This is a genomic window from Mesorhizobium sp. M1342 (assembly GCF_040317955.1).
In the GTDB taxonomy this organism is placed as follows: Bacteria; Pseudomonadota; Alphaproteobacteria; order Rhizobiales; family Rhizobiaceae; genus Mesorhizobium.
On the sequence record NZ_JAMYLI010000010.1, the window covers coordinates 83,241 to 109,704 of the forward strand.

Genomic DNA, 26,464 nt, shown 5'->3' on the forward strand with positions numbered 1-26,464 from the left:
GAAGGATGCGCAACAGGTTTGAAAGTCTGTTCGTTGGCCGCCGCTTCTCAGGCTCATGGCACATCGCCAGAGCCGACAGAGCCGCTTAGACTGTTCATCCAACAGCAGGAAGACGGGAAAACAACCATGACCGAGCAGATCGAACGCGCGCGGATGTTTCATTCCCTCCACGTCAAGGGAAACCCGGTCGTTCTCTACAACGCCTGGGATCCGGGCTCGGCCAAGATCGTCGAAAAAGCGGGCGCCAAGGCGATCGCCACCGGAAGCTGGCCGGTCGCGGCCGCGTTCGGCTACGCCGATGGCGAGAAAATCCCGCTGGAGCTTGCGCTCGACAACATCGGGCGCATCGTCGGGTCGGTCGACCTGCCGGTCACCATGGATCTCGAGGGCGGTTACGGCGTCGATCCGGAAATCGTCGCGAGAACGGTAACGTTGGCGCTGCGGGCCGGCGCTGTTGGTTTCAACTTCGAAGACCAGATCGTCGGTGGCAGCGGCCTGCATGACATTTCTGTCCAGGTAAAGCGCATCGAAGCTGCTGCGGCGGCCGTCAAGGCTTCCGGCATACCGGCGTTCATCAACGCTCGAACCGACATCTTCCTCAAGGCGAAACCGGATGCGCACGATAACGTTCTGCTTGACCAGGCCATCGAGCGCGCACAGGCCTTCGAAAAAGCCGGCGCGCACGGCTTCTTTGCGCCGGGCCTTGGCGACGAGGGCCTGATCGAGACGCTCTGCAAGGAAATTGCGTTGCCGGTCAACATCATTGCGCTGGCGCATGTGCCGCCGCGCCAGCGGCTGGCGGAACTGGGTGTCGCCCGTATCAGCCACGGCCCGGTACCTTACCGGCAGATGGCGGAGTGGCTGGAGGGGAAGGCGCGACTGGCTATTTCGGGCTAGGCGGTGATGCTGCATGCAACGGGTTTGGGATTGGCCGAAGCCTCGCAACTTCGTCATCCTCGGGCGGAGCAGGAGCGAAGCGACGTCGCGGAGACCCGAGGATCCATGCCGCGACCTCAGTTGAAGGGCGCAGCGGAACAGAATTCTGAACGTAGCGACGCTTTGAAGTCGCGGCATGGATTCTAGGGTCTGCGCCGCGTCGCTTCGCTCCTTGCTTCGCCCTAGAATGACGAAGCTATGGAGTGCTTCGGCAAACTACGAGGCAAAGCTTTCTCAATCTTCCAGCGTTCCCGACCTGGCGTCGGTGCTCTTCCTGTCGCCGACCAGCTTCAAGAGATCCTCGCCGGCGCGGATGATGCGGCGCGAGCGGCGGGTCAGGATGATGCCATCCTGCGGCGCAAACACTTCGGTGCGGCCATCGGTTTCACCCGGTGCATGGACGATGGTGGCTAGGCGCGCGCCCTTGGCGACGTGGTCGCCGGGTTTGACGTCGTAGAGCACGGCACCGGCCCGTGGCGCCGGCATCATGTCGATGTTTTCCAATGGCGCCACTAAGCCGGTGAAAGGACCCGGCGCGGGCAGGGCGCTGTCGGCGATCACGCCGCGCGCCACCAGCAGCCGGTAGAGGCCGTCGGCGTCGGCCGCGGCCAGGGCGCCATCGACATCGAGTATGCCGCGATATTCGACGGTGGTGGCGACGCGACGGTCGAGCTTGGCCATATCGGCGGGGACGTTCTGGTAGGGCATGATCGAGGCGCCCTCGAAGGTGCCGTCGGTGTCCTCGCTCCACAGCACGACCGCGTCGACGCCCATGGCGGCGGCGCAATCGGCCATGGCCGGCCACAGGCTGGTGTGGACGTAGAGATAGGCGAGGCCCTCGTCATCGCAGTGCAGGTCGAGCACGATGTCATGGCCGAGCGAGAGCTGCACCAGCCGGGTCTTCAGCCGCTGGTCGACGCTGCCAAGGGTGGTGTCGGGCAAGAGCGCTGTGTCGGGCGCGGCGAGCAGCGGAAAGCCGCGGTTGAAATTGGTGCGCGTGCCCAGATGGAAGCGGCCCTGATGCTCACCGAAATGATATTGCGCCCGGCCGATCGGGTTGGCCCAGGGCACGATGGTGAGGTTACCCTTGATGCGGCCTTCGGCCTCCGCCCTGGCAAGCATCGGCATCAGCGCGTCGATGGCGACGACGCCCGGCAACTCGCCGGCATGGAGTGCCGCCTGCAGATAGGCCGAAGGAGCAGCCTTGTCGGCTCCGGCGAAGCGGAACAGCGGGAATTCGTAGGAAACCCCTTCGCTTTCGCCGGCGATGCGTTCGATCGATTTCTGCATGACTTCCTCCATCAAGAGCGAGAGACATGCGATTTGAAGACGCCGATGTCGATTGGTCCAGCCTGCCGCGCTATGGGCGCAAGAGACTATTCAGCCGGAAGCGGGATGACCGGTGCGCGCCGGTCCAGCGCCTGCGACAGCACAGCGACGGTGACCGCCAAAAGAGCGAGCGCTGCGCCGACCAGCGGCAAATTGGCATAGGAGACACCAGCGGACAGAGCCACGCCGCCGATCCAGGCGCCGCCGGCATTGCCGACATTGAAGGCGCCCTGGTTCAGCGTGGCGGCGAGATTGGGTCCCTCGGAGGCGGCCTCGACGACCCGGATCTGCAGCGGCGGCACGACGACGAAGATGAGCAGGCCCCACAGGAAGACGATGCCGACGGCAACGCTGGCGATTGCGCCGAACTGCCTGAAGCCAACGAAAAGCAGGGCCATCAGCAGCAGCGTGCCGATCACCGTCGGCATCAGTTTCCAGTCGGCCAGTCTGCCGCCGATAATGTTGCCGATGGTCATGCCCGCGCCGAACAGCAGCAGAACCCACGTGACTGCGGCGGTCGACAAGCCCGATACCTCGGTGAGGTAGGGCTTGATGTAGGTGAAGACGGTGAACAGGCTTGCGGAAGTCAGCGCCGCGATCAGCATGGCCAGCCAGACCTGCAGCTTGCCCAGCACGCGCAGCTCGCCGCGCAGGCCGCCACCGCTTGGCTGGGCGACATCGGACGGCACCAGCCAGGCGATCGCTGCCACCGAGATCAGGCCGATACCCACCACGGCAAGGAAGGTGGAGCGCCAGCCGAACGCTTCGCCAAGTGCGGTTCCGGCGGGAACACCCAGGATGTTGGACAGCGTCAGCCCGGCGAACATCAGCGCGATGGCGCTGGCGCGTTTGTTGCGCGGCACCAGGCTGGCGGCAACGACCGAGCCGATGCCGAAGAAGGCGCCATGGCCGAAAGCGGTGAAGACACGCGCGGCCATCAGCGTCCAGTAATTGGGCGAGATGGCGCAAAACAGATTGCCGACGACGAACAGCACGGCCAGCCCGACCAGCACCGGCTTGCGCGGCAAATGCGCGGTGGCCATGGCGACGATCGGGGCGCCGAAGACGACGCCCAGCGCATAGCCGGTGACCAGCAGACCCGCCGAAGGGATTGACACGCCGAGGTCGGCCGCGACCTCGGGCAGCAGGCCCATGATGACGAATTCGGTGGTGCCGATGCAGAAGGACGCAATGGCAAGCGCAAGGATCGGCAAGGGCATGGGGCGTCCAAATTGAGACTGCGCGAAGGACGCCGCCGTGCGCAAGCGGCATTGCTGCATTGCAGCGATGCAGAAAAGGAAGAGCTTTGAAATGGGTCGCCAACAGGCTGTCAAGCCAGCGGCTTCAGTTCCTGAGCAATGGTGGGCAACAGTTCCGAGACATTCGGGTGGATATGCACGGCACGCGCGAGCGTGTCGACGGGCGCCTTGGCGTACATCAGGTCGAGCACGCAATGGATAACCTCGTCGCCGCCGGGTCCGAGCACCGAGCAGCCGAGGATCTCCCTCGTGTCTGCGTCGACCAGGATCTTCATGAAACCCTGCGTCTCGCCCTTTTCGATAGCGCGGCCGACGCGGGTCATCGGCCGCTGGCCGACCAGCGCGCGACGGCCGGATTTCTTCACCGCGGCCTCGGTCATGCCGCAGCGGCCGAGCGGTGGGTCGATGTAGAGCGCATAGGCTTCGATGCGATCACTGACCTTGCGCGGATCATTGTCCAGCAGGTTGGCGGCGACGATCTCGTAGTCGTTGTAGGAGGTGTGGGTGAAGGCGCCCCTGCCGTTGCAGTCGCCCATCGCCCAGATGCCGGGCACGCTGCTGCGCAACTGGTCGTCTACAGAGACGAAGCCGCGCTTGTCGACCTCCACGCCAGCCCTCTCCAGGCCGAGGTCATCGGTGTTGGGCGTCCGCCCCAGAGCCAGCAGCACGTGAGAGCCGACCACCGGCGGTTTGCCGGCGGAGAAGGTCACGGCAATGTCCTGGCCTTGTCTGGCGAAAGCGATGTCGTCGGCGCCGAGATGGACCGCGATGCCTTCGTTTTCGAGGATCGACAGGATGGCGGCAGAGACGTCCTCGTCCTCGCGGCCGGTCAGGCGTGGGCTCTTTTCGATGACTGTGACCTCCGAGCCGAAGCGGCGGAACATCTGTGCGAATTCGAGCGAGATGTAACTGCCACCGACGACGATGAGATGGCGCGGCAGCACGTCGAGATTCATCATCGAGGAATTGGTCAGATAGTCGATGTCGTGGATGCCGGACAGGTCTGGGACCGAGGCGCGGCCGCCGGTGTTGAGGAAGATATTTTCGGCGGTCAGCAGATCGTCGCCGACGCGCACCGTGTTGGCGGATTCGAAACGCGCATGGCCGCGATAGAGGGTGCATTTGTCCATGCCGGCAATCCAGGTCTCGAGATTGGTGCGAGCGTCGATCGTCACCTTGTCCTTGCGCGCCTTGATCCTGGCATAGTCGACGCCGACGGGGCCACTGAGCGTCACGCCGTAGTCGGCGGCGCGGCGCGCCAGATGCGCGGCATAGGCGCTGGCGACCATGGTCTTGGTCGGCATGCAGCCGGTGTTGACGCAAGTGCCGCCGACCAGCTTGCGCTCGATCAGCGCCACGCTCCTGCCGGCGGCCGTCAGCCGGCCGGCCAGCGGAGGGCCAGCCTGTCCGGCACCGATGATGATGGCGTCGAAGGTTTTCGTCGTCATGCCACCGCAGCCACGATCAGCAGACCGCCGATGATCGCCACCGCGTCCTCGATGAAGGCGGCGGGCGGATCCTTGCCGAAGGCGGCTGCGAGCCGGCCGCGAGCTTCAGCGCCGCCCAGCGTGCCGATGACAGCGCCGATGGCGCCGGCAATCAAGCCGCCGATGGTGGCGCCGCCTGTCGCGCCGATCACCGCGCCGGTGAAGGCGCCCATGACGATGCGGGCGCCGAATTGCTGCGGCACTTTACGGCTCGGCGTCGACGGCAACTGGTCGGTGACCAGTTCGACGATGGCCAGGATGGTGAAGATGCCGACAGCCGCCCAGTGATTCATGAAGCTCGCCCAGGTGCCGGCAACCGGCAGCCAGCCGAGATAAGCGCCCCAGGCAACGGCAGCCGGCGCCGTCATGGCGCGAAGACCGGCAATGACGCCGATCAGAAGTGCGAGAATGTAGAGCATGGTCGATCCCCCTCGATCACCGGGCCAAGACGGCCTTGAGACACAGGCTACCATAGGTCCAATATTTGGCCAGTACTTGCATCGGCGCTTTTCTGTTGGCCGCACTTGTGCTTTGCAAGGACGTGAACTGGAGACGCGTCATGGTCGAAAGCGAGCGCGTGAAGATGGCGGCCGGCGAATGGTACACCTGCCTCGATGATGAGCTGGAGTCCTTGCGTGTTGTCGCGCGTGACGCGGTGTTCGAGCACAATTGCCTGCCGCCGCGGCAGCGCGGCAATCTCGGGCCGGGCTTGAAAACTTTGCTCGGCAACGCCGGTGAGGGCGCCCGCATCGAGGCGCCGTTCCACTGCGCCTATGGCTTCAACATCTTTCTCGGCGACGGGGTCTTTCTCAATGCCGGCTGCACCATCCTCGACACAGCGAGTGTGCGCATCGGCAAGGGAACGCTGCTCGGTCCCAATGTGCAGATCTATTGCGCCGAGCATCACAAGGAGGCCAGTGGGCGGCAGGCCGGACTGGAGATCGCCCGACCCGTCGAGATCGGCGCCAATGCCTGGATCGGCGGCTCAGCCGTCATCCTTGGCGGCGTCAGCATTGGTGAAGGTGCCATCGTCGGTGCGGGGGCGGTGGTAACGCGCGACGTGGCTGCGAACACCACGGTGCTCGGCAATCCGGCGCGGGCGATCAAGCGAGGCTGAACAGGTCAGGACGATAGGACGTACGTCATGCGCTCGTCCTGATCGGTCCTTCTGGAGAATTCCCGCCGGTATTGCGCCGGCGATGTCTTGAGCCGTGCCGAAAAATGCTGGCGCAGCGAGGTGGCGCTGCCGAAGCCGGCTTCGAAGGCCACTATGTCCATGGATTTCTCCGTCGCTTCCAGCAAACGCTGCGCCAGTTCGATCCGCTGGCTGGTCAGCCAATCGCCAAAGCTGGCGCCGATCGATTTCTGAAAGCGACGGGTAAAGGTGCGGCGGGTCAGGCCAGCGGCCTCGGCGACGCTGTCGAGGCTATGCGTCTCGCCAAGCGTCGCACGAACTGAGTCCAGGGCCTGGGTGAAGCGGTCGGCGTCGGCGCTTCTTGCCACCGGATGCTCGATGAATTGCGCCTGCCCGCCCTGCCGATGCGGAGAAAGAACGATCTGGCGGGCGAGCCGCAATGCCGCTTCCGCGCCGTAGCGGGCGCGCACGATGTGGAGACAGCAGTCGAGACCGGCGGCGACGCCGGCCGAGGTCACGATGTCGCCATTGTCGACATAGAGCACCGAAGCGTCGACGGCGACGTCGGGATGGAGTTTCTGCAACTGTTCGGAATAGGCCCAGTGCGTAGCGGCACGACGGCCCGAAAGCAGCCCGGCCGCGGCAATGGCGAAGGTTCCGAGGCACAGGCCGACGATCAAGGCGCCGCGTTGGTGCGCCCGGCGCAACGCCTCCATCAGCGGCGGCGATGCCGGCTCGCCGAGATGATGCCAGCTTGGAATGATGACGATATCGGCGCCGTCGAGGCCTTCGAGCCCATGCGGCGGGGCAATTGTCAGTCCGGCCTCGGTGTGGATCGGGCCGGGCTTGACCGCGCAGATGCGGAAGTCGAAGCGCGGCAGGCCAAGCGCCGTCCTGTCCTCTGCGAAGACCAGGCAGGGCACGGAAAGATGGAACGGGCTGATGCCGTCGAAGGCGAGGACGGCAATGATCGGGTCGGTCATGGGTGCTTCCGGTAGTTGAAAGCGGATTGTCCCAATTCTTTCGAATGATGTCAATCGGGCCACTTTTAGCAGGCCGGCGACCCGTCTATTTTCGGCCCATCGCATTCAAGCCGGAAAGGAAAACACCATGTCTGACCTAGCCAACACCACGCCACGCCGGGCGCTGATCGTCGTCGATGTGCAGAACGACTATGACGGCGGCAATCTCGCCATCCAGCATCCGCCGTTCCGCGACAGCGTCGTCAATGTGGCGCGGGCGATGGATGCAGCGACTGCTGCCGGCATCAAGGTGGTGGTCGTCAAGCAGATGGCGCCCGAGACATCGCCGATCTTCGCTAGGGGAAGCCATGGCGGCGAACTGCATCCCGAAATCGCCAAGCGTGAGCGCGACCATTATGTCGAAAAGAACCTGCCCTCCGCCTTCACCGGCACCGACCTCGAGGACTGGCTGCGCGCCAACGCCATCGATACGATCACGGTGGTCGGCTACATGACGCATAATTGCGACCTGTCGACCATCATCCACGCCGTGCATATGGGCTTTGCCGTCGAGTTCCTGTCGGATGCGACCGGCTCGGTGCCTTACGCCAACAGCGCCGGCTACGCCTCGGCCGAGGAGATCCACCGCGTGGTCACGATCATCCTGCAGTCGCGCTTCGCCGCCGTGCTCAAGACCGCCGAATGGGTCGAGTGCCTGAAGACCGGCGCGCTGCCGGAACGCGACACCATCTTCGGCTCCAACCAGCGGGCGCTCTCGCGCAGCGCTGCTTAGGGTTATCCGAAAACAGAAGGGCGCCGCATCGCTGCGGCGCCCTTTGCGGTTTGAACTGAAGGATTTTAGAACAGGCCTTCGATCTGGCCCATCTCGTTGAGGAAGATCTTTTCCGAGGACGGCGCCTTGGGCAGGCCGGGCATGGTCATGACCTCGCCGCAGATGATGACGACGAAGCCGGCACCGGCCGAAAGCCTGACCTCGCGCACCGGCACCGTGTGGCCGGTCGGCGCGCCGCGCAGGTTCGGGTCGGTCGAGAACGAGTACTGCGTCTTGGCCATGCACACCGGCAAGTGGCCGTATCCGGCGTCTTCCCAGGCCTTGAGCTGGTCGCGCACCGACTTGTCGGCGATCGCTTCCGAGCCGCGATAGATGCGCTGGACGATGGTGTTGATCTTCTCGAACAGCGGCATGGCATCGGGATAGAGCGGCGCGAACTGCGAAGCACCGGATTCGGCCAGTGCCACCACCTTGTTGGCGAGATCCTCGATGCCGGCCGAGCCGTGCGCCCAGTGCTTGCACAGGATCGCCTCTTCGCCCATCGAGGCGACATAGTCCTTCATCGCCTGGATCTCGGCGTCGGTGTCGGAGTAGAAGTGGTTGATGGCAACCACCGCCGGCACGCCGAACTGGCGGATGTTCTCGATGTGGCGGCCGAGATTGGCGCAGCCCTTCTTCACCGCTTCGACGTTTTCCTTGCCGAGGTCTTCCTTCTTGACGCCGCCATTCATTTTCATGGCGCGCACGGTGGCGACAATGACGGCCGCCGCCGGCTTGAGGCCCGCCTTGCGGCACTTGATGTCGAAGAACTTTTCAGCACCGAGGTCAGCGCCGAAGCCGGCTTCGGTGACGACGTAGTCGGCGAGCTTGAGCGCCGTCGTGGTGGCGACGACCGAGTTGCAGCCATGCGCGATGTTGGCGAACGGGCCGCCATGCACGAAGGCCGGGTTGTTCTCCAGCGTCTGCACCAGGTTCGGCTGCATGGCGTCCTTCAACAGCACGGCCATGGCGCCGTCGGCCTTGAGGTCGCGGGCATAGACCGGCGACTTGTCGCGGCGATAGGCGACGATGATGTCGCCGAGGCGCTTTTCGAGGTCCTTCAGGTCGGTCGACAGGCACAGGATGGCCATGACTTCCGAGGCGACGGTGATATCGAAACCGCCCTCGCGCGGGAATCCGTTGGCGACGCCGCCGAGCGAGCAGATGATTTCGCGCAGCGCGCGGTCGTTCATGTCCATGACGCGGCGCCAGACGACGCGGCGGGTGTCGATGCCGAGCTCATTGCCCCAGTAGATGTGGTTGTCGATCAGCGCCGAAAGCAAATTGTGCGCCGTGGTGATGGCATGGAAGTCGCCGGTGAAGTGGAGGTTCATGTCCTCCATCGGCACGACTTGCGCATAGCCGCCGCCGGCGGCACCGCCCTTGACGCCGAAGTTCGGGCCCAGCGAGGCCTCGCGGATGCAGATGATCGCCTTCTTGCCGATGCGGTTCAGGCCGTCGCCGAGACCGACCGTGGTCGTGGTCTTGCCTTCGCCGGCCGGCGTCGGGTTGATGGCGGTGACGAGGATCAGCTTGCCGTCCTTGTTGCCCTTCACCGATTTGATGAATTCAGCTGAGATCTTGGCCTTGTCGTGGCCATAGGGCAGCAAATGTTCGGTCGGGATACCGATCTTCTGGCCGATCTCCTGGATCTGCTTTTTCCTGGCGCCGCGCGCGATCTCGATGTCGGACTTCACTTCGGCCATGACGGCTTTCCTCTGGATTGGACGATGGAGGGGACGGGTTGATCTTACTCGCAGGCAGGTTGGACCCGGGCGCGGGCATGTTCTAACCCTGTCGCTGCCGCGGCGTCAACTTTCATGCAACTATGTTTCCTATAGAGAAAATTCCTCTGCGGACCGGCCGACCTGTCATCGGTTCTTCCTGGCTCCGTTGCCGCGCCGTATAGAAGCCAGAGGACACGCCGCGCCGCCGTCTCAAAACAGCCGCACAATGCACGGAATGCGACAGAGGCGACGGCGCAAATTCGCCATCGCTTGGTCCCTAATGGAACAGCGCTACTGCGTCAGAACGTTGCTGATTTCGACCATGTTGGAGCGCACCCTGAGCACATAGAAGCCCATCGTCGTCAGATGCGTCGGCAACAGCCAGCCATCCTCGCGGCCATTGGCGATGATGAAAGGCTGGATCTTCAGCGCCGAAACGAACTGCGAGTCCATCGTGTCCCACAGGTTCTGCAGATGCTTTTCCTTGATGACGTCCTCGAAGTCGGCCTGGGCGCCCTTCATCAGGCCGTAATAGCCGTAGAGCTGGCCATAGGCGAACCAGTAGCGGTCGTCGGCGCGGAAGTCGAACCAGCCATTGTTGTGGTTCTCGGCGCGTTCCTTGAGGATCGCCGAGGTCGAGCCGATGTCGGACGAGATGCGGTCGATATACTGTTTCAGATTGTCGGCGCGGGCGTCGAATGTCGCCTGGCAGGTGGCAAGGCGAGCGTTGAAGGAACGCAGCATGCGCACGGCGTCGCGATAGTAGCTCGGTGTCGGCGTCTTGGGGCCAAACGGGTTCAGGCCGAAATACCAGGTCTCCTCGTCGAACTGCAGGTTGCCGCGGGCATTCTGCAGATCGCTGTCGATCTGCGAGGTGGTGCGGACGCGGCCGAGATTGTCAGCGAGTTCGGTCGCGGTGCGCCGCACCGCCTGGTTGATGCCGCGCTGGAAGGAGGCCTTGTTGTCCATCCACGGCGTGTTGTCCCAGTCGATGCCGAACAGGCCAAGCTTGTAGAGGATCATCGACGAGATCCAGGCATTCTGGTTGACGTTGAAGTCGGTCAGGTCGGCGGCGATCTGGGCAATGCCGGAGTTGCCGCAGGTCTTGGCCGTGTCGGTGCCGGCGCCGGCGGAGACCTGTTCGCCGGCGGAGACATTGCGCTTCTCGAACGTGTAGGTGTCGGGATAGTTCGGGTTGAAATTGTTCCACCACTGGGTGGCGTAGAAGAAATTGGCGTAGAGGCCGATCAGCACCAGCAGGGCAAGGCCGACCGCCGCCTTGAGGATCCAGCCGCGCTGCGTGTACCAGCGCCCGGCCCACAGGAAGGGCCACAGGATCACGCCGATTAACAGGCCGATGCCGCGGCCAATCCACTGGAAAATGCGGGTGAAGAAATTCACGATCGGATCGAGCATGGCTGTGTCACCCCCTCAAAGCATGACGCCAAAAAGTTGCAGGCTTTTTGGATAACATCATGCGCCAAAACAAGAAGTTAGAACGACATAACGATTCATTTCGTTCTAAAGCGCGTCGCGTCGAACGGATTCATGCGACGCGCTTTAGGTCTTTGGTCTATGCATGTCGTTCTCCCAAAACCGAGGTCACTTTTGGGCGACATGCATTAGTCAGTCAGGCCGTAGAGGCGTGTGCGAAACGCCACCTTGTCCTTCAAATATGTGGTTTTGAGAACGTCCACAACATGCGATCGCCACGCGTCGCTGAAGCCGCCATAGTCCTCATAAAAGCCGTCCTTGTTGAAGATGTAGCGCGAGACGAAGTCCGACGGTACGAAATCCGAGATCAGCCGGTTGGTCAGCCAGGCGTCGGGGTGGTCAGGCTTGGCGCGGATGACAAGGAAACGTTGCTGCGGGAAGACATCCTCGATCTTGAGGTGGCCGAGTTGGGCGATCTCGCGCTTGGCGGCGTTGAGGAACGGAAAATTGCCGTCTCTGGTGATCAGGTCGGCATGGCTCTGGATCCAGGTCTGCAGCCAGACCTTGTCGACATCGGTCAAATTGCGGTTCGGCTCGGCATCGCGGATCAGCGCGCGCACCACCATCTCGGCGCGGTGCTCGAGATAGCCCGAGGTCTCCACCCAGGAGGCACGCGGCAGCTCGATGCGGCCGGTGGTGGCGAGGAACTTGAACACCTTGTCGGCGTCGTTGATGGAGAGATAGCTGACCTGCCACGGCCGCGAGCGGCGGAAACCGGGGGCGGCCGGATCGCTGATCACCGTCGTTATATCCGGATCGACGAACACGTAGAGGCCGCCGAAGTGGCTGGTCCAGTAGGCATTGTGGCGGAAGATCACCTGGTCGGGCACCAGCGCGTTCTCGCGGACGTCGCCGCAGATCTTGGCGAGCTCCACCATGCGGTTCAGCATGTCGCTGTCGCGCCAGGCATCGGGCTCCTGCTTCAGCCGGTCCACGAGCTTGCCGAGTTCGGCGGCCTTGCCCAGCACATCCTCGGCCGACAGCACCTTGAATTCGACCTGGCTGATCGACAGCAAATCCTCGATGTCGTTGACCTTGGGAATGGAATCCTCGATCTCGCCGTAGATGACGTCCTTGATCGTCAGCGCATCGATGGCGCGCCGGTTCCTGGACATGAACTCGAACATGAGTTGCGAGGTGTTGGAGAAGGCGGTGTGCACCACCGGCAGGTCGATCTGCGACGGCGTCAGGATGATGAAGCGGCGGTTGACCTCGTTGGGATCGAGATAGTCATAATCATCGCATTCCTCGGCCACTTCCGGCGAGAAGCCGGTGCGGTCGATCTGGAAGCTCTTCAGCTTGGTCGGCTTCAAGCCGAACGCGGCGAGCGCTTTGTTGTAGCGCTGGATCAGATGCGGCTCGTCGACCGTCAGCAACCGGCCGTAGATCAGCTCATTGTCGCGCAGAAGATCGGGCTTCTTGGTAGGTTTGGCGGTCAAGGTGCATCGCTCCCTAGGAGCGTGCCAGCACCCCCCTCTGGCTTGCCGGCCATCTCCCCCTCAAGGGGGGAGATTGGCAGCGTCGTCCATGCTGCTTTTCCAGATAGGTCGAAGATTGGCGAAAGCGATGATGGAAGTCGATCTCCCCCCTTGAGGGGGAGATGGCCGGCAGGCCAGAGGGGGGTAGGCGCGCACTCACGCATTCCACAGCCCCTTCTTCTTCATCTCCTCCATCTCGCGCGCGGCCCGCTCGCGCAGACGGGCGTCGCGCAGCAGTTTTTGTACGGCGGAGTCGTCGGACTTGTCGGAATAGCGGAACTCCGAGTCGGCGTAGCGGTTGATCTCCTGCATGACCATGTCCATCGAAAAGGGGCCGCGCAGTTCCTCGATCATCGCTTTCTTCTCGTCATAACCCTTGTGCATGAAGACTTCCGGCTTCTCGAACCAGTCGTCGGGAAGCTCGATGTCCATGGCGCGCATCTTGATGGCGTCGGTGACGTTTTTGATGGCGCGGCCGGTGAAGCGGGGCTCGGCATCCTTGATCAGGTGCAGATAGGTGCCGATGTCGGCCATCGATTTCGGTGCGCCGTTCTCCTTCATGTAGCGCTCGTAGACCTTCATCAGCCCGTCTTCTTGCGGCTTCTCGTGCCCCTCATAGGCTTCGGTCACGGCGCGCTGGATTTCCTGCGCGGCGTAGAGATCGTGGTCGCCGAGCGGGATCTTGTGGTTTTTTCCCGCCAGCAGGACAAAAATATCGATGTAGTCGTTGCGGCTCTGCGGCCCGTCGACCAGCCAGCGGGCGCCGGCGCGCTGGCGCAGCGCGTCGTCGACATTTTCGGGATAGTTGGAGAACATGCCGAACGAGCAATTGCCGCGCACCACGGTCGCGGCACCGGCGAAGGCATCCATCAACACGCCGGTGATTTCCTGCTGGCCGGCCGAGGCGCGGTCGTCTGAGCGGCGCGCCGCCACCTGGTCGATGTCGTCGATGGTGCCGAATCCGATGACGCGCGGGTTCAGCACATTGTTGATGAACTGGCGGCAGTTCTGGCCTGATTTGCCCTGATAGGACGAGATCTGGTCGACGCCGAAATTCTCGTAGGCGAAGGGATAGCCGGCGACCTGGCAGTAGCCGTTGACGAGGCCGGCGATCATCTGGATCAGGGTCGTCTTGCCGGTGCCGGGGGCGCCGTCGCCGATGAAGGTGAACAGGAAGCCGCCGAGTTCGACGAACGGATTGAGTTCGCGCTCGAAGTCGTAGGCCATCAGCATCTTGGCGAGCTTGACCGACTGGTATTTGGCGATGTGATTGCCGACGACCTCTTCCGGCTTCTTGAATGTCATCACCAGCGGTTTTGAACGCTTGCCCGGCGCGACGTCGAAACCATCGAGGGTGAAATCGTCGGCATCGATACGGATATGCGCGTTCTCGAACGGGCCGATGCCGTCGAAGCGGCCCTTGCGGGCCAGCAGCCCGTCGATGGCGACGCGGGCGAACGCACGCGCCCTTGTCATCAGATCGGCGTCGTCGGACGATCCCGATATCGCCTTGTCGAGGCCGGCGAGGATAGACTTCACCGCATCCTGCGGCGTGTCGAACAGGAAGTCCGGCTCGGGGATGTCGTTGGGTGCCTCGCCGTCGCTGTCGATCAGCTGGAACAGATAGGAGGCGAGGCTGAAGGCGGAGATGTAGGCGGAGGCCGACAGAAGCTTCTTGAAGGTGGACGCCTCGTCGCCTTCGAGCGGCGCGCGGGTGTTCCTGGCCTGCAGACTTTCGAGATCCGAACTTTCGGCAAAGACATCCGATATTGCCAGCGCGATCGCCGTGCCGCGCCGGGCGCGAAACAACAGCGTGTGCTGCGGGATGGTCAGCAACTGGTCGTCGGGATGAACGGCGCCGACGGTCTTGGCCAGCTCGACCTCGCGCGTGCGACGCACGGAGCCGACCGAGACGGTCGAGACAAAGCGGCGGTTGGTGCCGGCAAGTGCTGTGCCGGAGGAGCTAGACGGGTCCTCCAGCACGACGACGCGGGTGATGAAGCTCTGCGCGGTGGCGCGGTGCTTCTCGATGGCGGCTTCCGGGATGGTGGTCAGGCCGGTATCCATGAAGGGTGCTCCGTGGTGTGACGGTCAGACGTCTGAGATGACCTGTCCGTTGGACAGAATGTGAACCTTGTAGCCGGCAAAAATCTTCTGCGCCTCGCCGGCGGCGTAGAGCGCCTGATAGGCCTCGTGCGGGATCAGCGCATGGTTTTCGTAGCTCGACACGCCTTGGCGCGCGGCTTCCAGATCGTCGGTGTTGATGAAGAATTCCTGCGTCGTCTTCTCGCTCGAAAACAGGCCCTTGCGGCCGGGCTTTTCTGCCTTGGAATAGACCTCCTGGATGGTCCAGGTCAAAAGCCAGGCATTTTCCGGCTTGCGCACCTTGGCCAAAACCTCGGTCACCGTCGAATTGTTGTCGGTGATGCCAGCCGAATAGAACGGGCCGAGCACAACGCGGCGCAGCTGCTTGGGGTGCAGCGGCTCGAAATCCTTGTCGAGATTGACCGCGATGGTCGCCGGCGACAGCGTATAGGCGGAGTTCTTCTCGGTGAAATCGTCGAAACGGTGGGCAAGCTCGGGATTGAGCAGGCCATCGACCGGCAGCGGAATGTCAATCGTCTCGTTCAGCTTGCCGTTTCTATCGACAAGCTGGCGAATCATCGTTTCGGACGAATCCTCCACTGTCACCATGTAGACTAGCGGCAGGTTGGCGCTGCCGTCGAACGTCGCCCAGTGGACGAGATAATAAGGCCGCCCCGTCTTCGGATTGACCGAGACCTTGGCCGTTTGCGCCAAGGTGAACGGGCCGAACGTGTTCTCGCTTTTCACGTCCTCGAGATAAAGCCGCTCGGCTATCGACTTCTGCAGCGCCGCGGGGAATTCCTTGTGGCGCAGGATGAAGTCGGCCATTTCCTCGCGCAACTCGCCGGCGAGCGGAATGTTGGCAAGCCGCGCGTCGGCCTGGCGTCGGTCGTTTTCCAGTTCGAGCAAGTTCTGGAACACCGGAAATCCGCTTTCGGCGCGCGAAATGTGGAATGTGTCCATGAAGCCGAGCCGGTTGCGCCAGCAGGAAAACGACTTGTCGAGCCTGGCGATGTGTTCGGCGACGATCTTGGCGACGATGCCATGCCGGTAGAGCGGCGAGCGATCGTCGCGCATGAACACTTCAAGGCCGCTGAGTGCGGCCGTGATGGCGGAAAAATACCGTGCCGCCGTTTCGTTTTCGGGGGTCATGCCTGTGCGCTCGCGGGCAGTCCTGTCACTCCTAAGACTGCACGTAGTTCGCCGAATTGTGCTTCTTCAGCACCTCGTCGAAGCGGCGGGCAAAGGCATCGTCGGCCAGCTTCTTGCGGCGCTGGATGTCGGCGGTAGCGACCATGTTCTTCTCGTGCATCTCGAGCAGGTCGCCGATGTGCTTTTGCGAAGCAGCACCGATGCCGGCCATGGTTTCCTCGGCGGTGTTGTCGACCTGGCTGCCCAGCGTGTTGATCTTGTGGGCGACGTCCTGCTGGGCGGCGGTCTTCAGCGAATCTTCCAGCGCTTTGTAGAGCACGATGCGCTGCTCGGTATCGATGGTCAGCTTGTTGATCAGCGTCGATTGCGCGGCGATCTGGTTGTTGAGCGAATCGACGAAGGTCTGGAACATCGAGGTGTAACGCTCGAGCGTCTGGCTCTCGGCCAGCAGCTCCTGCTCCTTGGCCTGCTTTTCGTTGTATTCCGTCGCCAGCTTGGAGCGTTCGCCTTCGAGCTGCGTGCGGTCTTTCTGGCTGGTCGAAGCGGCGATCTTGTTTTCGATGTCGAGCAGCATCGGGTTGAGCTCCTCGATGCGCTTCTGCACGGCTTCGAGATTGGTCATGGTGGTCTTGCGGCGCTCGATAACCTGAGACAGGCTGGTTTCCGAGGTCTTGTAGCGTTGGTCGAGAACCTCTTTCTGCGCCTTCAATATGCCGACGATGGTGTCGGATTTGACCAGCAGTTCCTGCAGATTGCCGGCCAGCGACATGTTGCGAACGCGGTCGGTGCGCATGCGCTGCTTGCTCTGGCTGGAGAAGATGCCAATGAATTTTTCCCAGCCGGTGTAGTTCTTCATGCTCTCGAACTCGGCGCCGAAGACGTTGGTGGCGTCCTCCAGCCCGATGATCAGGTCGGCAATGTTGCCTTCCATCACCTTCTGCTGCTTCAGCACATCCTCGATGCGGGCGTTCTCGAGGTCGAAATTTGCGTCGCCGATCTTCTTGTCTGATGTGGCAAGCGTATCAAGCATGGTGCCGGATTGCTCGATCTTGGAGCGCATGTCCTGCACGACCTGCTTGGTCTTGGCAATTTCGGCGTCGAAATTCTGCAATGTCGCCATTGGGGCCTCCCGCTTCGGCATGACGTCGCTGGTCGCGAACAGCGGCGAATATATGTGGGGCATCAGGGGATTGAAAGACGTGAAGATAAGGGCGGCGTGAAAACAAAAAAATTCGTCAGGGTCTTGAAAGCCAGTGAAGGCGTGGGCTTGGCGTGATTAGCTTGCCGACCAGCCATAGTTCAGCTGTCATTGAACTTTCATGCTGCAAGGCGAAGGCGCACGGATGCCTTTGTATTGGGCAAACCACCGAAGCAATCGCGGCCGCGATATGCGAGGAGAAAGCCGGCTTTACAGAGCTGGCGAACAGCGGATCAGGGCTTGGGATCGGCCTTCAGGTAGGCAATGACATTGGCGATGTCGTCGTCCTTGGCCAGGCCGGCAAACGCCATCTTGTTGCCGGGCACTTTCAGCTTGGGTGCCTTGAGATACTCGGCGAGATTGCCTTCATCCCAGACCAGGCCGGCGGCGCCGGCACTCTTCATCGCCTCGGAATAGCGGCCAAGAAAACTCTCCGCACTTCCGGCGGTGCGACCAACGACGCCCAGCAGATGCGGACCGACCTTGTCGCGGTCGGTGGCTGCTTCATGGCAGGCCATGCACCGGTTGAAGGCCTTCTTGCCCAGGGCCGGGTCGCCGCCGGCATGGGCCACAAGCGAGCTGGCAAGGAGAAGGATGCTGGCGGACGAAGCGGCTCGAAACATGCTGCCCCCGGAGAGTTCTGGCTGGCGGCCTTATAGTACCGAGGCTTTAACAAACGCTGCATCGCGGAAACAAACGCTGCATCGCGGCGGGATTGCGGAAGACAGGCCCGCGAGTCAGGCCTGTTGTGCCAGATCGCGGCGCAGGAAATCATTCAGCCGCTCGACCGCCTGGGTCGTCGACAGCGGGTTGCGAAGGATGCCGATTTCGAGGTCCGGCAGCACCGGAAGCCCTTCATTGCCGCCGACGATGCGCAGCGACGGTGGTACGCTGCGCAGGGCGAGGCCAGCCACCGCGAGCCCGGCCTGGACGACGGCGATCAGGCCAAGCAGAGAGGCGCTTGAATAGGTACAGCGATAGGAGCGGTCGGCATCGCCAAGCGCCTGCAGGACATTCATCCTGGCGGCGCAGCCCGGTTCGAACAAGGCGACCGGAAGCGGATCGGTCTCCCAGGCGACATGGTTTGATGAGGCGACCCAGACGAAGCGTTCCAGCCGGATCACCTCAAGCGGCTGCTCCGGCAAGCGGGTGATGATCGCCAGATCCAGCCGCCCCTCCGCCAGCGTCTTCACCAGCGCGGTCGACTGTTCGCAGATCAACTCCACCGTCACCAGGGGATGCTCCGCCGCGAAGCGTGAGAGCACGGGCGGCAGGAGGAAGGCGGCATAATCGTCGGGCACCCCCAAGCGGACGCTGCCTGTTTCCTTGGGCCGGGTGACACTTGCCCAGGCTTCATCCGACAGTTTCAGCAACCGGCGCGCATAGATCAGGAAATCCTCGCCGATCGCATTGGGAGTGACGGTTCTGGGACCACGCACCAGAAGCTGGTTGCCGACCATCTCCTCCAGCCGCTGCATCTGCATGCTGACCGCCGACTGGCTGCGGCCGACCCTGGGTGCTGCATTGGAAAGGCTGCCGCTCTCGACGACGGCGACAAAGGTTTTCAGCAGATTGAGATCGAGTGGCGCGGCCATGGTGCTATCAGTATATCGAATAGGTCATCACAAATCTATTCGCTTGTTTGAAGGTGGCGCCAGTGACCAGATGGTTGCTGGGATCGCTGGGAAACCACCACATGACGGACGCCTCGACAGCCCGCTTTCCGGCCGCGAGCCTTGCTCTGGCAATGGTGATCGCCGGTACGGTCGGCGCCTTCGCCACGGAATCGGGGCTGCATCCCGTTGCCGTCGTCTTCTGGCGATGTGTGTTCGGCGCGATATTCCTTTTCTTATGGTGCCTGTTGCGCGGCTATCTGCCGGATCGGACGCTGTCGCCGTCTCGGCTTGCCCTTGCAGCACTTGCCGGCGTGTGCATGGTGCTGAGCTGGACGGCCTTCTTCGCCGGCTTCGCCATGACATCGATCGCCACGACGACGATTATCTACCATATCCAGCCGTTCTTCGTGGTCCTGATCGGTGTCGTCTTCCTCAAGGAGCGCATCTCGCTCGACCAACTGCTGTGGATGCTCGGTGCGTTTCTCGGCGTCGTGCTGGCCAGCGGCCTCGTCTTCGCGCACGGCCACGACGATGCCAACTGGGCGCCGGGCATTGCGCTGACGCTGGGCGGCGCAATGCTCTACGCCGTTACAACGATCCTCGCCAAGGGCCTTGGTCAGCAGCGCGCCGAAATTACGGTACTCTGCCAAACACTGGTTGGGGTCGTCATGCTCGCCCCGTTCGCCGGCATCGGCCAACATATTGCGCCTGCGTCATGGGGCTGGCTGCTCGGCATCGGCGTGCTGCACACTGGCATCGCCTACGTGTTGATGAATTCGGCCTTTCCGCGCCTGACGACACCGGTGATCGGCGTCATCACCTTCATCTATCCCGTCGTCGCCATCATCGTCGACTGGGCGATCTATGGGCATCCGCTCGGACCGGCGCAGGCTGCCGGCATGGCGCTGATTGCAGTGGCGACGCTGGGTGTGCGGCTGGGTTGGCGGTTTCCGAAGTGGCGTGTCTCGACCGTATGAGCCCGGTGCAATTCCAAGAAAAGCACATAGCGCTCCCCCTGGGAATTGCTCCAAAAACCAAGAGACAGAGTCAGCCCTTGATAAAGCCGATGAAGTCGTCGGGCGCGGCGCGGCCCATTTCTTCTTCCCAATGACGGCGGCAGAGCGAGACATAGACGTCCTTGCCGATCGCCACCTGCTCGCCCTGGCGCGCCACTTTGCCATCGGGGCCGAGGCGCACGACCATCGTCGCCTTGCGGCCGCAGCGGCAGATTGTACGCACTTCGCGCAAATCGTCGGCGATGGCCAGCAGCGCGCGCGAGCCGGAAAACAGCTTGCCCTGGAAATCGGTGCGCAGGCCGTAGCACATGACCGGGATATTCAGCCGGTCGGCGATGCGGGCGAGCTGCCAGACCTGCTCCTCCTCGAGGAACTGCGCCTCGTCGACGAAGACGCAATGCACTGACGTATGCGCGTGATGATCGGCGACGCGGGTGAACAGATCGTCGCCATCGCGGAACATCTCGGCTTCCGTCTCCAGGCCGATGCGCGACGAGATCAGGCCGGTGTCGCCCTTGCGGTAGTGGCCGGCGACGAACAGCATCGTGCCCATGCCGCGCTCGCGATAATTGTAAGAGGCCTGCAAGAGCATCGTCGTCTTGCCGGCGTTCATAGTCGCGTAGTGGAAGTAAAGCTTGGCCATGCCGCTCTTTTAAGCCGACTTGCCCTGATACGGGGAGGGGCGGTCGCCCGCATTCCCCTGAAAAAGCCCGCCCGTCTTCGAAAAAACCGTCCGGCATGGCAAAAGCGCCTGATGTGTCGCTGATTGGCCAGCCCGCGCCGTTGATCGTGATTGTCTTAATGCTTGAAACCACACCAGAATGGTGTTTGGCTGACGAAACAAGGCGGGCATAGAAACCGTAGCTACGCTTCGCCAAAGAATCACAATGGGAGACTGTCTATGTCGCGTATGAACTCTTTCGTCGCCGGCCTCGGCCTGGCGGCTTTTTTGTCCACCAGCGCTGCCTTTGCCGGCGATCCGGCGAGCTGCAAGGCGGTGCGTCTTTCCGATGTCGGCTGGACCGACATCCAGGCGACGACCGGCGTCGCATCGGTACTGCTCACCGCGCTCGGCTACGAACCGCAGACGATCCAGCTGTCGGTGCCGGTGACCATGGCGTCGCTGAAGAACAAGGATCTTGATGTCTTCCTCGGCAACTGGATGCCGTCGATGACCAACGACATCAAGGACTACACCGCCGACGGTTCGGTCGAGACCATCAGCGAAAACCTCAGTGGCGCCGGCTACGGTATCGTCGTGCCGACCTATGTCGCGGACGCCGGCGTCAAGACGCTGACCGACCTCGGCAAGTTCAAGGACAAGTTCGACGGCAAGATCTACGGCATCGAGGCCGGCAATGATGGTAACCGCATCATCCTCGACATGATCAAGAACCCGAAGGACAATCTCGAAGGCTTCGAGCTGGTCGAATCCTCGGAGGCTGGCATGCTCACGCAGGCCGAGCAGTCGATCAAGAGCAATGAGTGGATCGCGTTCCTCGGTTGGACGCCGCATCCGGTGATGGGTGCCATGAAGATCACCTATCTCGATGGCATGGGCGACAGCGGCTTTGGCGCAGCCACCGTGCATACCAATGTGCGCAAGGGTTACACCACCGAGTGCCCGAATGCCGGCAAATTCATCGCCAACCTGAAGTTCAATCTCGACATGGAAGGCGAGATAATGGACGCGATCCTCAAGGGCGCCGATGCCAATACGGCTGCGACCGACTGGCTCAAGAAGCATCCGGACGCGGTTGCTCCATGGATTGCCGGCGTGACCACTTTCGATGGCGGCGACGCGGCTGCAGCCGTGAAGACTGCGCTCGGAAGCTGAGCAGGTCTTGCGTTCGGCGTGACCGATCAAGAAGGGCAGTCACTTTAGAAGGGGCTGCCCTTTTTCATATCCTGTGACAAGATGACCGTCCGGCAAGGACGGCGACTGTCAAAGAGGGGCAAGATGGATCCGATTTCAAAATTCTTTGTCAGTTACAAGATCCCCATAGGCGAATGGGGCAAAGCGTTCTTCACCTTCCTTACCGACAATTTCAACACCTTCTTCCGCGGTCTCTCCGGCGGTTTGAATTTCCTGCTCGACGGAGTGGTCGACACGCTGCTGCTGGTACCGCCGGTCCTTCTCATCGCGCTGATTGCACTGCTTGCCTATTATCTGCAGCGATCGAGAGGCTTGGCCATGGCTGTCTTTCTCGGATTGCTGTTCATCCTCAACCAGAACCTCTGGAAGCAGACGGTAGAGACGCTGGTGCTGGTGGTTGCCGCCGCCGCCGTCTCGATGGCCATCGGTGTGCCACTCGGTATCTGGGCGGCGCACAAGCCGAAGGTCTATCGCGTCATGCTGCCGGTGCTCGATTTGATGCAGACGCTGCCGACCTTCGTCTACCTGATCCCGGTGCTGACGCTGTTCGGCCTCGGCAATGCGCCCGGCCTCATCGTCACCATCATCTTCGTCATCCCGACCGCGGTTCGTCTCACGCATCTCGGCGTTGTCTCGGTGCCGAAGTCGATCGTCGAAGCCGGCGAGGCGTTCGGCGCCACCAAGAGCCAGTTGCTGTGGAAGGTGGAGCTGCCCTCGGCGCTGCCCACCATCATGGCCGGTCTGACGCAGTGCATTATGCTGTCGCTGTCGATGGTGGTGTTTGCCGCACTGATCGGCGCCGGCGGCCTCGGCACCGAAATCAACCGGGCGCTGGGTTCGCGCAAGATCGACCTCGGGCTTGAGGCGGGCCTCGCCATCGTCGTTTTGGCCATCGTGCTCGACCGGATGACCCGCATCGCCGTTGGAGGCAAGAAATGACGGTCGCCGTCGATTTCCGGAACGTCGATATCGTCTTCGGCGCCGACCAGGCCGGATCGCTGAAGATGATCGACGCCGGAGCCAGCCGCGCCGAGATCCTCGACAAGACCGGCAATGTACTGGGTTGCGCCGGCGCCAGCCTGACCGTGAACGAGGGCGAAATCTCCGTGCTGATGGGTCTCTCCGGTTCGGGCAAGTCGACATTGCTGCGGGCGGTCAACCGGCTCAACGTGGTGTCGCGCGGCCAGGTGCTGGTCAAGGATGGCGACAAAACCGTCGACGTCGTCACCTGCGACGAGGCGACCCTGCGGCGCCTGCGCCAGAAACAGGTGGCGATGGTGTTCCAGCAGTTCGGCCTTTTGCCCTGGCGTACGGTGGAGGAGAATGTCGGTCTCGGCCTCGAACTCGCCGGCGTACCGGAAGCCGAGCGCAAGGAGCGCGTGCAACGCCAGCTCAAGCTGGTCAATCTCGACCAGTGGTCGAAGAAATACGCGCATGAGCTGTCGGGCGGCATGCAGCAGCGCGTCGGCCTGGCGCGGGCCTTCGCCACCGAGGCGCCGATCCTGCTGATGGACGAGCCGTTCTCGGCGCTCGACCCGCTGATCCGCACCAAGCTGCAGGACGAATTGCTGCAGCTGCAGGCCGAGTTGAAGAAGACCATCATCTTTGTCAGCCACGACCTCGAGGAGGCGCTGAAGATTGGCTCCCACATCACCATCATGGAGGGTGGGCGCATCGTGCAAACCGGCGCGCCGGAGGACATCGTGCTGCGGCCTGCCAACGACTATGTCCGCGACTTCATCGCCAATGTGAACCCGCTGTCGGTGCTGACCGCCTGGAACGTGATGCGCGACCGTCGCGATCTGGAGCACGGCAAGGATGGCTGGGTGTGGCTCGACCGCCGCAAGACGACGCGCTTCAAGATCGATGATCACGGGCTGGTGGCGGCGGCCGAACGCGACGGCAAGCCGGCGGTGTGGGTGTCCTGCGCCGACGTCGAAGCCCAGCCCGAGGAAGTAGCGCAGGTGTTCTGGGCCAACCCGGGCACCTCGCTGAAAACCGTCATGCTGGCCATGCACCGCTCGCAGACCGCTCCTGTGGCGCTGTTCGACGACCAGTCGCGCTTCGTCGGCGCCATCGGCATCCGCGATGTGCTGAGCGCGGTGCTGCGGCGGTAACGCCAAATTCGTGGACGCCGCCGCGGGCAGCGGAGGCTGCTTGAATGCTTTTTATGCCGCCAGCGGCAGGCGCAGTTGCGTCAGCAGGCCACCGCCCGGGTTGTTGGACAGGCGGATCTCGCCACCCGCGGCGCGCGCGATGTTGCGGGCAATGGTCAGGCCGAGGCCCAGACCGCCGGTCTGGCGGTTGCGCGATTGTTCGAGGCGCACGAACGAGCCGAACACGGCGTCGATCTGTGCCTGCGGTATCCCAGGCCCTTCATCGCGGATGGTGAGCAGGATCATGTCTTCCGACCGGCGCAGCGAAAGATGCGCCTTCTTGCCGTAGGTGACCGCGTTCTGCACCAGATTGGTGACGCAGCGCTTGAGCGCGACCGGCCGCGCCATGCAGATCAGCCCGCGCGAACGGGTCTCGTCGTCGAACGACACGTCGTCATAGCCGTCGGCGATCGATTCCACGAGCGACCAGAAGTCGATGCGTTCGTTCTTCTCTTCCGTCACCTCGAAGGTGGCGAAGTCGATCACCGAGCTGGCAATGCTCTCGACATCGGCGAGATCGTGCGCCAGCGCCTCGCGGACCGCCGATTTGCGCAACAGCTCCAGGCGCAGGCGCATCCTGGTCATCGGCGTGCGCAGATCATGCGCCAATGCCGCCGCCAGATGTTCGCGGTCCTCGACATATTCGCGCAACCTCGCCTGCATGGCGTTGATCGCCTTGGCGGCGGCACGGACCTCGCGGCTGCCGCTCTCGGCGATCGGTGGGCTCTTCAGATCCTTGCCGATCCGGTTCACGGCGGTTTCCATCATCCGGTAGGGCGCCGTCAGCCGGCGCAGCGACCAGATCGACATGATCACCACCAGCCCTGCGATCAGCGAATAAAGCGGCAGGCTGTCGAAGCTCAGGATCGGGCCGACGGGCGTGATCGGTTCGGTGAAGTTCAGCCATTGGCCGTCGGCGAAGCGCAGCGAGGCCGTCAGCTTGTCGCTCTGGGCGAAGTCGGCGGCCAGCACCAGAAGGTCACGCTCGACCTGTCCGATGTCGGGTCCCGGCGCCGTGCCGTCCGCGTCATCGGCCTCGCGCGTCGCCGGATCGCGGCGTACGCGTGCATCGGTGATGCCGAATTTCGACAGCCGGCCGACGAGGATGTCTTCGAGTTCGGCCAGTTCGTCGTCGCCGGCGATCGACGAAGTGACCGCCGGCGTGTCCGAGACGGTGAGCGCGTAGGTGGAGTTGAACAGGCCGGTCGCCGTCGCCTTGCGCTCGTCCGGACTGGCGTCATGCATGAGCTGAACCAGCGAGAAGGCACGGTCGTTGAGCCGGTAGAGGTCGACGACACCGTTGGCGGCGGCGCGGTCGCGCGACACGATGTAAAGGGTCGCGACCTGGCTGATCAGCAGGCCGGCAATGACGATCAGCAGCACCCAGACAGGCAAGGTCTGCGGCAGGAAACGTCTCATTCGGAGGTCGTCTCGGGCAGGAACTGGTAGCCGCCGCTGCGTACGGTCAGGATCAGCTTGGGCGTCTTCGGGTCGTCCTCCATCTTGCGCCGCAGCCGGCTGACCAGGATGTCGATGCTGCGGTCGAAGGAATAGTCGCTGTCGCCGCCGGACAGCTCGATGAGCTGGTCGCGGGTCAGCACGCGCTGCGCGCTCTTGACGAAGGTCTGCAGCAGATTGAATTCGGCCATGGTCAGTTCGACCCTGACATCGTCGGGTGCGATCAGCCGGCGCCGAGCACAATCCATCGTCCAGCCGGCGAAGCGGTAGATCTGCTTGGTGGTGGCGCGCTTCGGCTCGGCGGCGCCATTGCGCCTGAGCACGGCGCGGATACGCGCCAAAAGCTCGCGCGGGTCGAAGGGTTTGGGCACATAGTCGTCGGCGCCCATTTCCAGGCCGACGACGCGGTCGGTCGTCTCGGTGACGGCGGTCAGCATGATGATCGGCGTCGAATACTGGGCGCGCAGGTCGCGGCACAGCTCCAGCCCGCTTTTGCCGGGCAGCATCACGTCGAGGACGATGAGGTCCACCTGGACGCGGCGCAGGATGGTCTCCATCTCGATGCCGTCGGCGGCAACCGAGGTGTGCAGGCCCCGCTTCTGAAAGAATTCCTGCAGCAGGTCGCGGATACCCTTGTCGTCGTCGACGATCAGTATGTGTGCGTCGGATTTCACAGCAGCCCTGTCATTGTTGCCAAGCCCTTCTGTCTTTGATTGCCAAGCCCTTCTGTCGCAACCCACACGATAGAATTCAGGCCATATGTTGGCCAGTGGCTATGACGGGTTCACACCGGCTTTCTCAGACACAATCCAGAAACAAAATTCTACAGTTCAGAAAAACTCCTGAAAAATTTCAAGGGCATAACTGGTCTCGTGGCGGTCAGGTCATCGGCTGCGACGCTAGTCTCCGGGTTTACGGGTAAACCGATGCCAAGATTGTCGATCAGTTTGTTGGGTGCGTTGCTGGGCTTCTGCCTGGTCACTGCCGCTGTCGGACAATCGGACGCAAAGGTGACGCTCACAACCCGGAGCGAACGGTGCGCCAATCTTAGCCACCAATTTGATGAAGCCCTCGAAACCCATGCCACGGCAACGCAGGTCTCCGCGGCAAAGGCACTTCAGAGAAAGGGCAACCGGTACTGCGCCGCCAAGAAACAGGCGCAGGGCATCCGGATGCTCGCCAGTGCTTTGAAGCTGCTTGGAGTGACGCCGAACGACCCGGTTCAGTAACACTCCGAAACTTGACCCGCATAAAAAGGAAACGAAGCC

The 26,464-nt window shown here is 62.6% G+C and carries 24 protein-coding genes; 8 read left to right on the forward strand and 16 right to left on the reverse strand.

The genetic code is table 11. The features are described 5' to 3' along the window. The first annotated feature begins 126 nt into the window (after positions 1-126). On the forward strand, positions 127-897 hold the full coding sequence (locus tag NKH06_RS12340; RefSeq protein WP_352893171.1) for an isocitrate lyase/PEP mutase family protein: 771 nt from the start codon (positions 127-129) through the stop codon (positions 895-897). A gap of 273 nt (positions 898-1,170) precedes the next feature. Here the strand turns inward: NKH06_RS12340 and NKH06_RS12345 are convergent, their stop codons facing one another. The 4 genes from NKH06_RS12345 to NKH06_RS12360 form a co-directional block, all read right to left on the reverse strand. Beyond that, a complete protein-coding gene (locus NKH06_RS12345) occupies positions 1,171-2,226 on the reverse strand; it encodes a succinylglutamate desuccinylase/aspartoacylase family protein (protein WP_128303716.1) in 1,056 nt (351 codons plus the stop codon). An 86-nt stretch (positions 2,227-2,312) separates the two neighbouring features. Next, the gene (locus NKH06_RS12350) at positions 2,313-3,485 is read right to left on the reverse strand and encodes an MFS transporter (RefSeq protein WP_352893174.1); all 1,173 of its coding nucleotides are present in this window, start codon (positions 3,483-3,485) and stop codon (positions 2,313-2,315) included. A gap of 110 nt (positions 3,486-3,595) precedes the next feature. Continuing rightward, a complete protein-coding gene (locus NKH06_RS12355; RefSeq protein ID WP_352893175.1) occupies positions 3,596-4,972 on the reverse strand; it encodes an FAD-containing oxidoreductase in 1,377 nt (458 codons plus the stop codon). Continuing rightward, positions 4,969-5,430, reverse strand: a complete 462-nt coding sequence (locus NKH06_RS12360; RefSeq protein WP_352610506.1) for a DUF4126 domain-containing protein — start codon at positions 5,428-5,430, stop codon at positions 4,969-4,971. Before NKH06_RS12360 ends, NKH06_RS12355 begins: the two co-directional genes overlap by 4 nt. A gap of 140 nt (positions 5,431-5,570) precedes the next feature. Between NKH06_RS12360 and NKH06_RS12365 the strand changes: the two genes are divergently transcribed. Next, positions 5,571-6,128, forward strand: a complete 558-nt coding sequence (locus NKH06_RS12365; protein WP_352610505.1) for a sugar O-acetyltransferase — start codon at positions 5,571-5,573, stop codon at positions 6,126-6,128. A 5-nt stretch (positions 6,129-6,133) separates the two neighbouring features. On the opposite strand, the gene NKH06_RS12370 is transcribed toward NKH06_RS12365, so the two are convergent. Further along, positions 6,134-7,129 carry a GlxA family transcriptional regulator gene (locus tag NKH06_RS12370; protein WP_352893177.1) on the reverse strand — a complete coding sequence of 332 codons (996 nt, stop codon included), beginning with the start codon at positions 7,127-7,129 and terminating at the stop codon, positions 6,134-6,136. 127 nt (positions 7,130-7,256) lie between these two features. Between NKH06_RS12370 and NKH06_RS12375 the strand changes: the two genes are divergently transcribed. Further along, positions 7,257-7,901, forward strand: coding sequence for a cysteine hydrolase family protein (locus tag NKH06_RS12375; RefSeq protein WP_352893179.1), 645 nt, complete (start codon positions 7,257-7,259; stop codon positions 7,899-7,901). A gap of 65 nt (positions 7,902-7,966) precedes the next feature. Here the strand turns inward: NKH06_RS12375 and NKH06_RS12380 are convergent, their stop codons facing one another. The 8 genes from NKH06_RS12380 to NKH06_RS12415 form a co-directional block, all read right to left on the reverse strand. Then, entirely contained in the window at positions 7,967-9,646 is a 1,680-nt protein-coding gene (locus NKH06_RS12380; protein ID WP_023809872.1) for a formate--tetrahydrofolate ligase, read from the reverse strand. 312 nt (positions 9,647-9,958) lie between these two features. Then, on the reverse strand, positions 9,959-11,083 hold the full coding sequence (locus NKH06_RS12385; protein WP_013529949.1) for a DUF2333 family protein: 1,125 nt from the start codon (positions 11,081-11,083) through the stop codon (positions 9,959-9,961). A 206-nt stretch (positions 11,084-11,289) separates the two neighbouring features. Then, complete coding sequence (locus tag NKH06_RS12390) at positions 11,290-12,600, reverse strand: DUF6638 family protein (RefSeq protein ID WP_128303726.1); 1,311 nt, start codon at positions 12,598-12,600, stop codon at positions 11,290-11,292. A 195-nt stretch (positions 12,601-12,795) separates the two neighbouring features. Next, positions 12,796-14,706 (reverse strand): AAA family ATPase, encoded by a 1,911-nt coding sequence (locus NKH06_RS12395; protein ID WP_352893182.1) that lies wholly within the window; start codon positions 14,704-14,706, stop codon positions 12,796-12,798. Positions 14,707-14,730: 24 nt separating this feature from the next. Next, positions 14,731-15,876, reverse strand: coding sequence for a hypothetical protein (locus NKH06_RS12400; RefSeq protein WP_352610498.1), 1,146 nt, complete (start codon positions 15,874-15,876; stop codon positions 14,731-14,733). Positions 15,877-15,907: 31 nt separating this feature from the next. Further along, positions 15,908-16,996, reverse strand: coding sequence for a hypothetical protein (locus NKH06_RS12405; RefSeq protein WP_127266549.1), 1,089 nt, complete (start codon positions 16,994-16,996; stop codon positions 15,908-15,910). A gap of 311 nt (positions 16,997-17,307) precedes the next feature. Beyond that, the gene (locus NKH06_RS12410; protein WP_128303729.1) at positions 17,308-17,697 is read right to left on the reverse strand and encodes a c-type cytochrome; all 390 of its coding nucleotides are present in this window, start codon (positions 17,695-17,697) and stop codon (positions 17,308-17,310) included. Positions 17,698-17,811: 114 nt separating this feature from the next. Continuing rightward, on the reverse strand, positions 17,812-18,669 hold the full coding sequence (locus NKH06_RS12415) for a LysR substrate-binding domain-containing protein (protein WP_128303730.1): 858 nt from the start codon (positions 18,667-18,669) through the stop codon (positions 17,812-17,814). Positions 18,670-18,770: 101 nt separating this feature from the next. Here NKH06_RS12415 and NKH06_RS12420 point away from each other — a divergent pair, with 101 nt between their 5' ends. Next, positions 18,771-19,667: a DMT family transporter gene (locus NKH06_RS12420; protein WP_128303731.1), complete on the forward strand. Its 897-nt coding sequence runs from the start codon at positions 18,771-18,773 to the stop codon at positions 19,665-19,667. A 70-nt stretch (positions 19,668-19,737) separates the two neighbouring features. Here NKH06_RS12420 and NKH06_RS12425 read toward each other — a convergent pair whose 3' ends face one another. After that, positions 19,738-20,349 carry a thymidine kinase gene (locus tag NKH06_RS12425; RefSeq protein WP_352674731.1) on the reverse strand — a complete coding sequence of 204 codons (612 nt, stop codon included), beginning with the start codon at positions 20,347-20,349 and terminating at the stop codon, positions 19,738-19,740. A 258-nt stretch (positions 20,350-20,607) separates the two neighbouring features. Between NKH06_RS12425 and NKH06_RS12430 the strand changes: the two genes are divergently transcribed. The 3 genes from NKH06_RS12430 to choV all read left to right on the forward strand — a co-directional run bounded on the left by NKH06_RS12430 (position 20,608) and on the right by choV (position 23,699). After that, the gene (locus NKH06_RS12430; RefSeq protein ID WP_023809863.1) at positions 20,608-21,543 is read left to right on the forward strand and encodes a choline ABC transporter substrate-binding protein; all 936 of its coding nucleotides are present in this window, start codon (positions 20,608-20,610) and stop codon (positions 21,541-21,543) included. Positions 21,544-21,666: 123 nt separating this feature from the next. After that, on the forward strand, positions 21,667-22,521 hold the full coding sequence (choW, locus tag NKH06_RS12435; protein ID WP_128303732.1) for a choline ABC transporter permease subunit: 855 nt from the start codon (positions 21,667-21,669) through the stop codon (positions 22,519-22,521). Then, positions 22,518-23,699: a choline ABC transporter ATP-binding protein gene (gene choV / locus NKH06_RS12440; protein ID WP_352759557.1), complete on the forward strand. Its 1,182-nt coding sequence runs from the start codon at positions 22,518-22,520 to the stop codon at positions 23,697-23,699. Before choW ends, choV begins: the two co-directional genes overlap by 4 nt. Before the next feature lie 51 nt (positions 23,700-23,750). On the opposite strand, the gene NKH06_RS12445 is transcribed toward choV, so the two are convergent. Both NKH06_RS12445 and NKH06_RS12450 read right to left on the reverse strand, forming a co-directional pair. Next, positions 23,751-25,157 carry an ATP-binding protein gene (locus NKH06_RS12445; RefSeq protein ID WP_352553421.1) on the reverse strand — a complete coding sequence of 469 codons (1,407 nt, stop codon included), beginning with the start codon at positions 25,155-25,157 and terminating at the stop codon, positions 23,751-23,753. After that, complete coding sequence (locus NKH06_RS12450) at positions 25,154-25,870, reverse strand: response regulator (RefSeq protein WP_013529960.1); 717 nt, start codon at positions 25,868-25,870, stop codon at positions 25,154-25,156. The genes NKH06_RS12445 and NKH06_RS12450 overlap by 4 nt, the downstream gene beginning before the upstream one ends. A gap of 252 nt (positions 25,871-26,122) precedes the next feature. Here NKH06_RS12450 and NKH06_RS12455 point away from each other — a divergent pair, with 252 nt between their 5' ends. Then, on the forward strand, positions 26,123-26,425 hold the full coding sequence (locus NKH06_RS12455) for a hypothetical protein (protein ID WP_352893187.1): 303 nt from the start codon (positions 26,123-26,125) through the stop codon (positions 26,423-26,425). Positions 26,426-26,464 lie beyond the last annotated feature (39 nt).